Origin of the sequence: Mesorhizobium sp. STM 4661 (genome assembly GCF_000359125.1) — a bacterium.
Taxonomy (GTDB): Bacteria; Pseudomonadota; Alphaproteobacteria; order Rhizobiales; family Rhizobiaceae; genus Mesorhizobium.
Genome location: NZ_CAAF010000082.1, coordinates 1 through 13,164, shown reverse-complemented (window position 1 = coordinate 13,164; position 13,164 = coordinate 1). Strand labels below are relative to the sequence as shown.

Sequence of the window (13,164 nt, the reverse complement as noted above, 5' to 3'; positions counted from 1 at the left end):
ATTGGCTGGCTGCGAATGCGGACACGCTTCAACCCGTCCGGCAGACAGTCTACACAAGGCAAACAATTGGGCGTCGCGTGTCGAACTATCCGCTTTCCTACAAATTGTCGTGGCTGCCGCGTTTCCTCCGGCCTTCGCTCGGCGGCCATGCTCATGGTTTCGCGTCGGCGGCCGCGACGATGATCGAGCCGCCGCCGGCGCAAACAATTCGGCTGGCCTTCGTCGGCGACATCTCGGCGGTGGCCAATGGCAGTGCGCCGGACTGCGATCCGGCGATTGCCGCATTGCTTGGCTCCGCCGATCTGGTGATCGGCAATTGCGAAAGTCCGGTGGTGGAGCGACCGAGCGCGGCGATGGGCACGCGGCTTGGCACCCATCATGCGATGACCGGGCGGTTTCTGGCCGAGGCGTTGACGTCCGTCGGCATTGCGCATGAAAAGCTCGTGCTGTCGCTCGCCAACAACCATGTGCTCGACCAGGGTGTCGACGGTTTCGGCGAGACCGTGGCGGCGCTGAAACGGCTCGGCATTCGTAGCATCGGTACCGCCGCCGGCGGTCCGGTCGAGCGTCTTGTGGTCGGGCCACTGCGCATCGGCTTTGCCGCCTTCACGCTGTGGCGTAACGCCGACGCGACTTCGTTCGCGAGCCGCGTCTCGATGCAAGGCGATCCGGCGCAGTGGTCGCGCGAAGCCAGTAACGGCCTCGATCTCATCTGCGCGGTGCCGCATTGGGATTGGGAGTTCCGGCATTTTCCCAGACCGCAAACGCGGGCGCTGGCCAGGCGGCTGGCCGACCATGGCGTCGGGCTGATCGCCGGCCACCATGCCCATGTCGTGCAGCCGATCGAGCGGATCGGCAAGGCGGTCGTCGCCTATGGGCTCGGCGATTTTCTCGGCACCGCCTTTTCGCGCCAGCCCTGGCCCGGCCGTGTCGGCGGCATTATCATCGTCGATGTCAGCACTGAGGCCGGTACGCGCGGGGCGATCGCCGCCTACCGGCTGCACGCATTCATGCGGCTGCGGGCTGGCGACCACGAGCGGCTGGTTGCGGTCGAGGCGCTGGAGAGCCGTTTGCGTGGCAAGGTTGAAGGTCGGTTGAGAGCGATTTTTCCGTAGCGCCGCAAGTGAGGCTAGCTGCAGTTGCCTATCGCACAAGTATGGCGCTGCCCCTTGATCGTCTGAAAGCGGCTTACAAGCCGCTCGGCATTTTCGCCGCCAGCCAGTTCGCGGAGCGTTTCGCCATGTCGGCGGTTGCCGAAGCGGCACGGCCAAGATCGGTCTTGACCACGGCATAGCCATTCCTTGTGCGATAGAGCACGCCGGTTCCGCCGTCGACCACTTGTTCATAGGCGACGGGCCGGGCGGCGGCCGCCTCCGTGGCCGTCGTCGGCGAGCCGACCGGGACGCTCGGCCGGTGGCTCAATTCCGGCGGCAGCGGGCTTTCGGGTTGAACGGCCCGGCTGGCGGGCTTCAGTTCCGGTCGGGACGCCGTCTCGGCCAATTGCGAGGAAGACGACGAGCCCTTCGCGCGGCAGATGCCGGAGACCAGCGGATAATTGAAATTGCGCTCGTGCAGCATCTGGCTTTTCATCGCCGCTTCGCAATCGGCGATGGTCGACCACTTGGCTGGCGTCTCGCCGATATATTCGCAAAGCTTGGCGTCGCAGTCGCAGCCGACGATGGTCATGGCGACAAGGGCGGTCTTGATCACGGTCTTGTCCCTTCAGGTTCCACGTTACCAATCGGCGTGGAACAAGGCGGGATTTGGCCGCGATTGTGGAATGAGCGTGGCGAAGCGTTACGCAAGGTTTCCCGGGATGACGGCTGTGACCGAAAAGCCTCAGTAATCGTAGACGTGCTCGAGCCTGGCGCCTGCCTTCATCAGCGCCGGCAGCACGGTGTGCAGCTTGCGTACAGCGACGGTCAGACCGGCGCGGCGCGTGGCCGGCTCGGCCGGGATCTCATAGCTGAACAAGGTGCGGGCGCCGTCGGGAACGGCGATCTCGTCATTGGAAAGCATGGTGACCATGATCTCGTCATTGCCGCCGATCTCAACGAAGGAGACGCCCTTGTCGATCAGGCGCGGGATCATGTCGGTGAACACCTGGTAGCGCCTGGTGACGAAGATCGTGCCGTCGGCGCCGTAGTCGCGCTCGAGCAAGGTGTCCGGCTCGTTGCGTGTCGCTTCGCCGACCGGGCCTTTGGCCCAGACGTGAATGTCGAGCATGGCCGGGTCGGAGGTGGCGGCGACCGCTCGGCTGATCAGGTCGGCATAGCCCTGCTTGATCGTATCGGCGAGGCCGAAGGCCAGCTTGCGTTCGCTGGTGCGGACGGCACCATCGCCCGGTGCCGGCTCGACGGCAAACAGGCCGACGCGCTTTTCGGCATAGGGAAACTCATACCACGGCACCTGGTCGAGAAACCCTGCATACTCGGCCGCCACCTTGGCCTGATAGATGTCGGCCGCGGTCCGCTTGCCTGATGTCGCCTCGGTGATGCGGCCGACCGTGTTCTCATAGACCCATTGGATGGCATGCTCGATCGTATGGCTGGTGCCGGTGATCACCAGCATCTGATGGTTGGCGAGGTTGAATTTGTAGTCGGAGCTGGCGCGGATGACCATCGCATAATCCTGCCAGAAGCGGCCGACATAGGACCAATAGGGAAAGCCGCTGGGCTGGTTCTTGTCGACGAAGCCGGCATAGTCGCGGGCGGCGTGGACGATCGCCCATTCCGGATAGGTGAGGAAGGTCGATTCCTCCGGCCGCTGGTAGCCGGGGATTTCGGCGCGCACCTTGTCGGCCAGCGTCTTGGGCGGAGCGCCGTCGGCGACGCCCGGCAAAAGTGCGGTGTCCAGCGACGACGTGGTGAGAAAGCCATAGGCCAGCCCGGCGATCGGGATAAGCACGACGATGACGACCAGCCAGAGGATCGTCTTGATGATGCGTTTCAGCCAGCGGAGCAGGAACATGGCCGCTCAGGCCGTGGCGAAATGGTCGTGCACGCGCTTCGACAGCCCGAAGCCGACATAGACGGCGAAGCCGCCGATGACGAGGTGCGGCAGGTTGGCGAAGAAACGGGCCGGGAATTCAACGTCGTTCAGGGAGCGGAAGCCGTTGATGAAGATGCCGGCGTCGAGGCAGCCTGAACCGGTGATCAGGCCGAGCAGTCCGTCGAACAGATAGATCGAGCCGAGCAGCTTGAAATAGAACACCGCCTGGTGGCGCGAGATGAAAGCGGCGGCCCGCGCCCAAACGCCGGAAAATGCGTGCAGAAGGTCATCGTACCATTGCAGCGAAAACAGGCCGAACAGATTGCCATTGGCGTCGTTGAATGCCGGTATGTAGCCGATGGCGACAACGCCGAAGAACAGGAATGCGTACGCAATGGCAAGCTTCTGGATCAACGTCATGAAGCATCCCCCTCCAGATGACGCTGAACGTTAGCCGATCTTGGCGCCGGTTGCAGCCCCAACCGGAAAGACCGTAGAAATTGTGGGGATGCCAGGTCGTGGATGCCCGACCGAAAAGACAGTCGGCGCCGGGATTTCTCCCAGCGCCTCCCTGTCAGATCAGGACACGGTCGCGGCAGCAACTTCCGCAAAGACGTCGCGCCATGCCGGCCTTGATGTTGACGGTCCTGCCAGTCACCACCCGAGGGCAGTGCCCGTTCGGGACCACGCCGGCCTTCACTCTTGCGAGCTTCGTCCAGCGCGCCATCGAAGGTTTTTGCCGTCCTTCATGGCAGCATCGGTCCGCCGTAGGCGTTCGCACGCTTTCCGCGGCCCCGTAGGTCTCGGCTTCCGTCCCTCGAAACAGGCAAGCCTGCTCTCGTTCCGGGCCGTACGGGCCTCAGGAAATCCGCCATTCGCTTTGCCTTTCGGCGTGGCGATCGGTAGCCGCCTGAGATGGGTTCAATGTACGCCGGGTAAGGGGTTTGCGGAATGCCCGCGGCCCTGTGGATAGCGGGGTTATCGGGGACTGATTTCATTGGCCCCGGAATTTTGAAGCGAGCTGCCTTCGACAGCCTGGCCCTCGCAATTGGGCACCTGACCCTTGCTCTGCCGGGCGGTGCGGGGTTCAATGCCGGCAAAGGATGGGCGGTCTGCTCCAGGCCTTTGCGGAGGACGGCGTTGAAGGTCGGGGTGGTGCTCAATCCGATTGCCGGTGGCGGCCGGCTGAAACGGCATTGGCCCGAAGTCAGTGCTTCGCTGAAAAAGCATTTCGGCGATTTCGAATTGCGCGAGACGCAAGCCGAGGGCGACGCCGAAAGGCTGGCGCTCGACCTCGCCGCCAGCGGTTTCGAACTGGTGATCGCGGCGGGCGGCGACGGCACGGCCAGCGAAACGGCCGACGGGCTGCTGCAGGCGTTTCAGGAACACGGCCGGACGGCCGAGCTCGGCCTCTTGCCTTGCGGCACGGGCATCGATTTCGCCCGCGGGCTCGGCCTGTCGGGCGAGGTCGACTTGACGCTGAAGCGCATTGCCGGGGCCAAGGCCCGCAAGGTCGATGCCGGGCGCATCTGCTACATCGACGATCACGGCGCGTTGGCCAGCCGCCATTTCATCAACATCGCCAGCCTCGGCCTCTCTGGCGCCACCGATCGCGCTGTCAACGCCGACAAGCGCAAGGGCAAGGTATCGGCCAAGGCGCTGTTCTTTTGGCGCACCGTGGTCGAATTCATCCGCTACCGTTTCCAGGACGTCAGGATCACCGTCGACGACGGCGTCCCGGTCGAGGCGCGCATGGCGCTGGTGGCGGTGGCCAACGGAAAATTCTTCGGCGGGGGCATGATGATCGCGCCGGACGCCGAGCTGGATGATGGTCAGTTCGACATCGTCATCCTGCGCGCGGCCGGCAAGCTTAGACTGATCTGGGACATCCGCCTGCTCTATGGCGGGCGGCATCGCAACCATCCGGCGATCACCATACTGCGCGGCAAGAAAGTGGTTGTCGAACCGCTCGGCGACGTGGAAAAGAACGGCGCTCTGGTCGACATAGACGGCGAGTCGCCGGGGCGCATACCGGCAACTTTCGAGATCCTCCCGGGTGCGCTCACGTTGAGGTGTTGAATCAACTGCCTCAGAGGCTGATTCCACGGGAGCAGCTAAGCAGCTGAAGTAGCTGGCTAAAATTTGCCGGTTACATTTCGAGCTTGGCCGGGAAACCGGGCGCGCGCAGCTCAGTGCCGACTGCATCCTCGAGCAGTTTGACGATCTGGCTTGACCAGGCACCCCCGCCATAGGTCTCCTTGCCTTGCTGGAAAATCGCGTTGACGCGTGAGGCGAGGTCGAGCGGCACACCGAAATCCTCGCCCATGGCGAGCGCGAAGCCGAGGTCCTTCAGCGCCAGGTCCATGGTGAAGCCGATGTCGTAGGAGCCGTTCAGCACGAGCTGGCTTTCGGTCTCATGGACGAAGCTGTTGCCGGAGGAGGCGACGATTGCGTGATAGGACTGGGCGAGATCGAGTCCGCCTTTCCTGGCCAGCATCAATGCCTCGCCGGCCGCGACGAGATGGATGAAGGCCAGCATATTGGTGATCACCTTGATCACCGCCGCCGAGCCGACCGGACCCATCAGGAACGATTTTTCGCACATCGCCTCGATGGCCGGGCGGTGGCGTTCGTAGAGCGCCGCATCGCCACCGACCAGCGCGGTGATTTTTCCGGCGGCCGCCAGATGCACGCCGCCTGTGACCGGACATTCCAATGTCTCGATGTTCTTCGCCGAGGCGAGTGCCGCGAGCCGCACAATCTCGTCGCGGCCGTTGGTCGACATTTCGATCCAACTGCCACCCGTGGGCAGGCCTTCAAGCAGCCCGTCGGCGTCGGCCAGCACCGCTTCGCTGACCTTCGGCGACGGCAGGCAGGTTATGGCGTTGCCGGCCCGCGCCCCGGCTTCGGCCGGGCTGTTCGCGGCGGTGGCCCCGAGCGCCACGAGGCGTTCGACGGCGGCGGGGTCGCGATCGAAGACGGTGACGGCAAAGCCATTGCGGATCAGGCTGGCGGCGAGGTGACCGCCGAGGTGGCCAAGGCCGATGAAGGCGTAGCTTTCGCTCACGGCATCAACGGCGTCTGCATCATCTGCAGATGCAATTCCTTGCCGTTCCAGGGATGCGCCTCGCAGACGGCCTCATCGAGCTCGACGCCGAGGCCGGGCTCCTTGGACGGAATGACGTTACCGTCCTGCCATTCGATCTTCTTCATCAATAGCTTCTCGTGGAAGCCGTCCCATTGCTTCAGCGATTCCAGAATGAGGAAGTTGGGCAGCGTCACCGCGAGCTGGATGTTGGCGGCGCCGACGATCGGCCCGCAATAGCAGTGCGGCGCGACCTGGATGTGGTAGGCCTCAGCCATGGCGGCGATCTTCTTGGTCTCGAGAATGCCGCCGGAGCGGCCGAGGTCCGGCTGCAGAATGGTCGCGGCGCGGTTCTCGATGACACGGGCGAATTCGAATTTGGTCGTCAGCCGCTCGCCGGTGGCGATCGGGATCGACGTCCCGCGAGCGACCTGCGCCATCACTTCGGGCATATCCGGCGGCACCGGTTCCTCGAACCACAGCGGATCGTAGGGCTCGATGGCGCGCGCCAGGCGCAGCGCGCCCGACGCGGTGAACTGGCCGTGGGTGCCGAACAGGATGTCGGCGCGGGTGCCAACCGCCTCGCGGATCGCCTTGATCATGCGGGCGGAAAGGTCGATGTCGACAAGGCGCGGCTGATGGCCGTCGAAGGCGGTGTAGGGGCCGGCCGGGTCGAGCTTGACCGCATTGAAGCCCTGCTCGACATATTCGAGCGCGCAGGCGGCGGCCATGTCGGGATCGTTGTAGACATTCTTGCCGCGCGCGTCCTCGGAGTGGACGCTTCCGGTGTGCGGATAGAGGTAGGTGTAGGAGCGCAGCGTTTCATGCACCTGGCCGCCGAGCAGCTTGTAGACCGGCTTGTTGGCTTCCTTGCCGATGATGTCCCAGCAGGCTATTTCGAGCGCTGAAAAGCAGCCCATGCCGGAAACATCGGGGCGCTGGGTAAAACCGGACGAATAGGCGCGGCGGAAGAAGTTCTCGATATCGTGCGGGTCGCGGCCGATGAGATAACGCTCGGCCATGTCCTCGATCATTTTTGCGGTGACATGGCCGGAGAAGGTCGCGTTGTAGGCTTCGCCATAGCCGACCACGCCGCCATCGGTGGTGAGCTTGACGAAGATGAAATATTTGCCGCCGATGCCGGGCGGCGGGTTGCCGACAACCCAGGTCTTGACGTCGGTGATTTTCATTTTTGGTCCTCCAGAACCAGTTCGGCGCCCTTCCATCCGGTCATGATCGAGGCGGCGTTGGTGTTGCCGGTGATATTGTCGGGAAAGATCGAGGCGTCGATGACGCGCAAACCTTCAAGGCCGTGCACTTTGAGGCGCGGATCGACGACCGAGCGTGTGGGGTCAGGGCCCATGCGGCAGGTCGAGACCGGGTGATAAACGGTGCCCGAGCGCTTCCTGAAATCCGTGATCAGGTCGGCGTCGGACGTGATTGATGGACCGGGCAGAACCTCCTCCTCGATGATCTCGGCCATGGCCGGCATCGAGGCGATCTTGCGCACGAACTTCACCGCCGCGAGCATTTCATCGACATCGGCATTGGTGGAATAGGCGTTGGCAGTAATCTTGGGATAATCACGCGGATTGCTGGAACGGATCATGATCTCACCACGGCTGGATGGGCGGCAATTGGACAGGCCGATGGAAAAGCCGGGCCACGGATCGGGCGTCAGGATCGGGCGCTCGCCGCTCTTCGGAATGACCGTCGAGAAGGCCTGGAAGTAGAGCTGCATGTTGGGGCGTGTCGTGGCCGGGTCGGTGCGAAAGAAACCGCCGGCATTGTTCATCGACAGCGACAGCGGGCCGGACTGCGTCAGGATATATTGCATGCCGACCAGCAGCTTGCCCCACCAGGGTCGCAGGATCTGGTTGAGCGTCGGCAGTCTGCCCCGATACGTGTAGTTGATGCCGACATGGTCCTGCAGGTTTGCGCCGACATTCTCGTTGGCATGAACAATCGGAATGCCCAGCCCCTTGAGCAGCGCCGAGGGGCCGATGCCGGACAGTTGCAGCAGTTGCGGCGAGTTGACCGAACCGCCCGACAGGATCACTTCGCGTCCGGCGCGGACGGTCTTCGTTGCGCCGTTCTGGACGTATTCGACACCGACGGCGCGCTTGCCCTCGAACAGGATCCTGGTGACCAGCGCATTCATCTCGACGCGGACGTTTTTGCGCTTCATCGCCGGGCGCAGGAAGGCGCGCGCGGCCGACATGCGGCGGCCATTCCTGGTGGAGATCTGGTAGATGCCGACGCCTTCCTGCGATGCGCCGTTGAAATCAGGATTGAGCGGCAGGCCTGCCTGCTGACCGGCGGCGAGATAGCGCCTGGTCAGCGGGTGGACCGAATTCGAGCAGTCGGTGATGTGCAGCGGCCCGCCGGTGCCGCGCCAGCGGTCGGCGCCGGCCTCATTGTCTTCCAGCGCCTTGAAAGCCGGCAGGAGATCGTCGTAACCCCAGCCGGGATTGCCGGCGGCCGCCCAAGCGTCGAAATCCTCGCGCGCGCCCCTGATCCAGACCATGGCGTTGATCGAGCTCGAGCCGCCAAGCAATTTGCCGCGTGGCCAGTGGTCGGCATTGCCGCCAAGGCCGGGGTCCGCCTCGGCCTTGTAGTTCCAGTTGACCGCCGGGTCAAAGAAGGTCTTGCCGTAGCCGAGCGGCATCTGCACGTAGAAGCGGCGGTCGGTGCCGCCGGCCTCGAGCACCAGAACGGAGAAGCGGCCGGAGGCCGACAGTTTGTCCGCCAGGACCGAGCCGGCCGAGCCGGAGCCGACAATGATGAAGTCAAAACTTTGCATGATGGCTGCGGGCGGCTCCGGAAAATTTGGCCGCAGCCTAAACGCGGCGGGCTTCCCAAGTCGCCGTGCCTTCCGGCATCGGTTGTGAAAAAAGCGACCGGCGGTATTCAGTTTGAATTTCAACTTCCGACCCTTCTCTGCCCTTCGCTCGGAGGAGGTAAGCCCTGACCCGTTGGCGACGTTCGTTCCCCTACCGCGAACGACCGCATAGCGCCTAATGCCGGTCGTTCGAAGTGGTGGTCGCCGCGCCCAAAAGCAGCCGTTCATTCAATGCGCCAAAGAATGGCTGCTGCCGCGCCTGCGGGTGAGTTCGACCGAGCTAGCGAGCTCGCTAGGGGAAAGCGCAGGTCGCGTCGTGACGCAAGTGGTGCCGCCCAGACGGAACGCGCTTGCTCGCGGGGCTGTCACCGTCTCTCGAAGCGATACCGTACCGAGCCGCTCCGCACGACCCGGAAGGATGCCGAGCCCACCATCGCTTCGGCGACCGCTTTCCTCAACGCCGTCGCTGCCATCGTTCCCATCCGCCGCATCGCGAAAAGTCATGCGTTTTCGGGACGGACTCTCACTTCCATCCGTCTGAAGCGTCATCACGAGAGTTTAGCTTGCGCATTCGCGTAACAAGGTTGTGATTTTCGCATCAAGATTGCGTGCGACAGCAAGAGCCTCCAAACTACCATAAGAGAGCAGATAACTCTCCATTTTGTCATAGGAGACATGCACGCCATCGGGCCGTTGATCGAGAAGGACTGTGACTGGGGCGTAAGATCCAGCATCGGGAACGTGCTTGACCATTTCTTTCATTATGAGTGGATTGCCGACCAAAAACCGCATGCTCTTAGGAGTGTCTCGTCCAGTTTCGCGGCGCAGAATGGCGCCCAAGTCGAATTCCGCGAAAAGCATGAGACCTGTGCGGCCTAGGCCGTTTTGCACAACTCGCTCCAAATCCGAGAAGGAATTTGCAGCGCTCGTCGCCTGGAAAAATTCGACCATGTCAGGTTGCCCGACCGCTGACTTGAGCGCGGCCACAACGGCGTCGAATGGTTTGGAACACGTCAGGCTGAAACGCTCAACCTCGACCTTTGCGATTGTCATTTCTTTCTCCGCAACAGCTCTCAAGAATAAAGGTGCGACCGATCGCGCCGGGATTATGCAACCGCCGACTACGCTTCCAGGAAGGTCCGGACGTGGCTGACGAACAATTCGTGGTACTGAAATAGGGCGCCGTGGCCGGAATCGGGATAGAGGACCAGCTGGGCGTTGCTTAGAGCCTTGAACATTGCGTAGGCGTTGTCCGCCGGCAGCATGGTGTCGTGGCTGCCGCTGACCACAAGGGCGGGCTGGCGGATGGCGCGCAGAATGGCGTGCTCGGGATCAGGTGTGGCGCACCAAGTAATAAGCGCCTTGGCCTGCGGATCCGTCACCGCGCCGCCGTTGTCGGTGTCCCGATCTTCCTTACGCACCTTCGCCCGCTTCAGGAACGCAGGCCGGCCGACTGGCTGGTGGAAGACTTCGTAAAGAATAGCGGCAGGCGGAGGTCCGGCGCCTCGGTTTGGGAAAACGCGTCCTGGAGAACCGTCAACAGGTGTTCCTCTCCGCCTTTCGGAGCGGTGCCGACGAGGATTAGCTTGCGGACCAGCCGTCGGTGCTCGGCAGCGATCTGCTGGGCGACGCAGCCGCCGAGGGAAAAGCCCAGAAGGTCGACTTCGGAGAGTCCGAGCAGTTTGATAAAAGCGACCGCGTCTCGGGCCATCGCCGCGATATTGTCGGGCGTTTGGCCTGTCGAGCGGCCGACCCCAGCGTTATCGAAAGCGATCACCGGTCGATCGGCGGCCAGAACATTCACGACGGCGGGGTCCCACGCGTCGATGTTGCCCGAGAAATGCTGTAGGAGAACCAGAGCCGTTCCGGTCGATGGGCCGAGGCGGCGATAGGCGAAACGGATTCCGCTGCCTTCGATGTAACGGGTGGGCGCCGTTTCTAGCGTGGCGGCGTCCTGGCTCGCGGTGTCGAGTTCAGTCATGTCATCCTCCGGATGCTTGGCATAAAATAATCGAATGGGAGTAGCTGTTGCGGTTTTGGCTAGGTCTGAGCCGCTCGCGGTCCAAGGCATTCCGTAGTCCCGCCGAGCACGCGTGGTGCTCCCGGCACGAAAGTGCCGGGAGCGGTATCGTCACTTCACGAGTGCGGCCTTTTCAATCACCGCGGCGACTTCCTTCGCGTGGACGACGAGGGAAGCGTGGCTGCCGGCGACCTCCGTCGTCTGGGCCTTCATCCTGTTGGCGAACATCTTCTGGACCTCGGGTGCGATGACCTTGTCCTTCGTGCTGATCACATAGAACGTCGGCTTGTCGTACCAAGCTGCCTTATCGACGGGAGCCTCGAACGCCGTGTGGTTCAACGGGAGCTGATGGCTTGCCAAGGATTCGGCGATCTCCGGAGGAAGGTCAGCCGCGACTGCCGAAGGAAACACTTTGGGATCGATGTAGAGGTCGCCCTTTTCGTCGGGATGAATCGCCGCGCCGCCTTCGGTTGCCGGACCGCTCTTTGCCAGGGTGGCCAGGGATTGTCCTATGTCGGGCGCGAATGCGGAGACATAGACGAGCGCCGAGACCTTCGGATCGTCACCTGCTTGCGTGATGACAACGCCGCCCCAGGAGTGGCCAACGAGAACGGTCTTGCCGTTTTGTTTCGCGAGCGCCTGTTTGGTGGCATCAACGTCCGCTTCGAGGGAGGTGAGCGGATTTTCAACGAGCGTTACGTTGTAGCCCTTCTTCGTGAGGATATCGGCAACAGGCTTCCAGCTTGTCTGGTCGACGAAAGCGCCATGGACGAGCACGATATTGCGAGCCGCCCCCTTGGGCAGTTGAGCCGATTGGGCTGGTGCGGCAATTGTTGCTCCGGCCATGAGGACTGTGGCGACTGAAAGTAGAAGATTTCGCATTGATTGCTCCTGTTGGGATGACGGACGACGCGCGTCCGGGGATGGGCAGCCGTCTGTGCGAAGCCGCGGTTCTTCCATCTGCCGTTTTGCGAAATGGATGACCGCACGACGCATCGGGCCGCTGTGACATGAGATCGTCCGCGAAGGCTGCGGACGCTAGGGCACAATCGTCCGAATGTTGTGTCTGACCGTCCGGAGGATTAACGTCAGTGGCATGGACATCCTCGCTGAAGTGCTCGATCGCGTTCGCCTTGGCGGAACCTTGCTGTTCCACTTCGAGCTCGGCCATCCCTGGAACCTCGCGTTGCCAAAGCGCCCCTACGCCCTGTTCCACTATCTCAGCCGTGGCTCGGCTACCCTCGCGCTCGAACAGGGACGAGAGCTCCACTTGACCGAGGGCGACTTTGTTGTCGTCACGCGTGGCGAGCCCCATGTGATCTACTCGGATAGCCGGACGGAGCCGTTACCGATTCTCGATATCGATCGACTAGCCGGGCGTCTTGGCCTCGTTCGTCACGGAGGCGGCGAGCAGCCGCTCGCGACGATGATCTGTGGTAATTTCACTGTAGCACGGCCCTCGCGCGGTAGCGTTTTGGAATTGCTTCCGCCCGTGCTTCTCCTGAAGCCGACGGAAGACGGAGGATGGCTCGAGGCGATTCTGCAACGCATGGTGAGCGAGGCGGCGTTCGAGCGTCCCGGACAAGGCGTCGCGCTCTCACGTCTGACTGAAGTGCTCTTCGTGGAGGTGTTGCGAAGCTGGATCAAGTCGCTCGGCCCCGGAGAAGGCGGGTGGCTGGGGGCGATGGCGGACCCGCACATAGGACCGGCACTTCAGTTGATCCACGAACGACCGGATCGGCCCTGGACGCTTGGCGGCCTCGGGCAAAGCGTGGGACTTGGTCGTTCGGCGTTTTCGGCTCGCTTCACCAAGCTCGTCGGCGAGTCCATGTACCGCTATCTGATCGCACGCCGGATGTCGGAGGCCGCGTTTCTGCTCGAAACAAGCGACGAGGGGATTGCACGGATTGCGACCCGTGTCGGCTACGAGACCGCGGCCGCGTTTTCGAAGCTGTTCCATCGACATCATGGCCTATCGCCTGGCCGTTATCGAGCAGTTCGCCGGTCTGACGGTGGCCGTAGGCAAGGGGGCGTTCTGGAAGCAGTAGTCGCCGATTGACCTCGACCAAGCTGGCTTCTGGAAGGCCTGGCGATGGGCGGGCGGCGGGGCGGCTCCGGCAGGAGTGCCCAGTTTTGTTCACAAATGGCGCGCCGGAGAGACTTGAACTGTCGTCGAGTTTTGGCTTGATCACAAGCGCGACGACTGCTTTCGCGAGGTTGCCATCT

The 13,164-nt window shown here is 62.9% G+C and carries 11 protein-coding genes and 1 pseudogene; 3 read left to right on the top strand and 9 right to left on the bottom strand.

Going from position 1 to position 13,164, the window contains the following annotated elements; genetic code table 11:
- Positions 1 to 77: 77 nt before the first annotated feature.
- Complete coding sequence (locus MESS4_RS27395; RefSeq protein WP_006338446.1) at positions 78 to 1,115, top strand: CapA family protein; 1,038 nt, start codon at positions 78 to 80, stop codon at positions 1,113 to 1,115.
- A 73-nt stretch (positions 1,116 to 1,188) separates the two neighbouring features.
- Here MESS4_RS27395 and MESS4_RS27390 read toward each other — a convergent pair whose 3' ends face one another.
- The 3 genes from MESS4_RS27390 to MESS4_RS27380 all read right to left on the bottom strand — a co-directional run bounded on the left by MESS4_RS27390 (position 1,189) and on the right by MESS4_RS27380 (position 3,411).
- Positions 1,189 to 1,710, bottom strand: a complete 522-nt coding sequence (locus MESS4_RS27390; protein ID WP_006338444.1) for a hypothetical protein — start codon at positions 1,708 to 1,710, stop codon at positions 1,189 to 1,191.
- Positions 1,711 to 1,839: 129 nt separating this feature from the next.
- Positions 1,840 to 2,970: a hypothetical protein gene (locus MESS4_RS27385; protein WP_006338442.1), complete on the bottom strand. Its 1,131-nt coding sequence runs from the start codon at positions 2,968 to 2,970 to the stop codon at positions 1,840 to 1,842.
- 6 nt (positions 2,971 to 2,976) lie between these two features.
- Positions 2,977 to 3,411, bottom strand: a complete 435-nt coding sequence (locus MESS4_RS27380; protein ID WP_006338441.1) for a hypothetical protein — start codon at positions 3,409 to 3,411, stop codon at positions 2,977 to 2,979.
- A gap of 720 nt (positions 3,412 to 4,131) precedes the next feature.
- On the opposite strand from MESS4_RS27380, the gene MESS4_RS27375 reads away from it, so the two are divergent.
- Positions 4,132 to 5,070, top strand: coding sequence for a diacylglycerol kinase family protein (locus MESS4_RS27375; protein WP_006338440.1), 939 nt, complete (start codon positions 4,132 to 4,134; stop codon positions 5,068 to 5,070).
- Between the two features lie 70 nt (positions 5,071 to 5,140).
- Here MESS4_RS27375 and MESS4_RS27370 read toward each other — a convergent pair whose 3' ends face one another.
- The 6 genes and pseudogenes from MESS4_RS27370 to MESS4_RS27345 form a co-directional block, all read right to left on the bottom strand.
- Positions 5,141 to 6,058, bottom strand: a complete 918-nt coding sequence (locus MESS4_RS27370; RefSeq protein ID WP_006338438.1) for an NAD(P)-dependent oxidoreductase — start codon at positions 6,056 to 6,058, stop codon at positions 5,141 to 5,143.
- Positions 6,055 to 7,266: a mandelate racemase/muconate lactonizing enzyme family protein gene (locus MESS4_RS27365; RefSeq protein WP_006338437.1), complete on the bottom strand. Its 1,212-nt coding sequence runs from the start codon at positions 7,264 to 7,266 to the stop codon at positions 6,055 to 6,057. The genes MESS4_RS27370 and MESS4_RS27365 overlap by 4 nt, the downstream gene beginning before the upstream one ends.
- Positions 7,263 to 8,879, bottom strand: a complete 1,617-nt coding sequence (locus MESS4_RS27360; protein ID WP_006338436.1) for a GMC family oxidoreductase N-terminal domain-containing protein — start codon at positions 8,877 to 8,879, stop codon at positions 7,263 to 7,265. The genes MESS4_RS27365 and MESS4_RS27360 overlap by 4 nt, the downstream gene beginning before the upstream one ends.
- A gap of 597 nt (positions 8,880 to 9,476) precedes the next feature.
- The gene (locus MESS4_RS27355; protein WP_006338429.1) at positions 9,477 to 9,971 is read right to left on the bottom strand and encodes a DUF302 domain-containing protein; all 495 of its coding nucleotides are present in this window, start codon (positions 9,969 to 9,971) and stop codon (positions 9,477 to 9,479) included.
- A 68-nt stretch (positions 9,972 to 10,039) separates the two neighbouring features.
- Positions 10,040 to 10,899 (bottom strand): annotated as a pseudogene (locus MESS4_RS27350) (alpha/beta hydrolase).
- 150 nt (positions 10,900 to 11,049) lie between these two features.
- Entirely contained in the window at positions 11,050 to 11,820 is a 771-nt protein-coding gene (locus MESS4_RS27345; RefSeq protein ID WP_006338426.1) for an alpha/beta hydrolase, read from the bottom strand.
- A gap of 214 nt (positions 11,821 to 12,034) precedes the next feature.
- Here MESS4_RS27345 and MESS4_RS27340 point away from each other — a divergent pair, with 214 nt between their 5' ends.
- Positions 12,035 to 12,997 (top strand): AraC family transcriptional regulator, encoded by a 963-nt coding sequence (locus MESS4_RS27340; RefSeq protein ID WP_006338424.1) that lies wholly within the window; start codon positions 12,035 to 12,037, stop codon positions 12,995 to 12,997.
- Positions 12,998 to 13,164 lie beyond the last annotated feature (167 nt).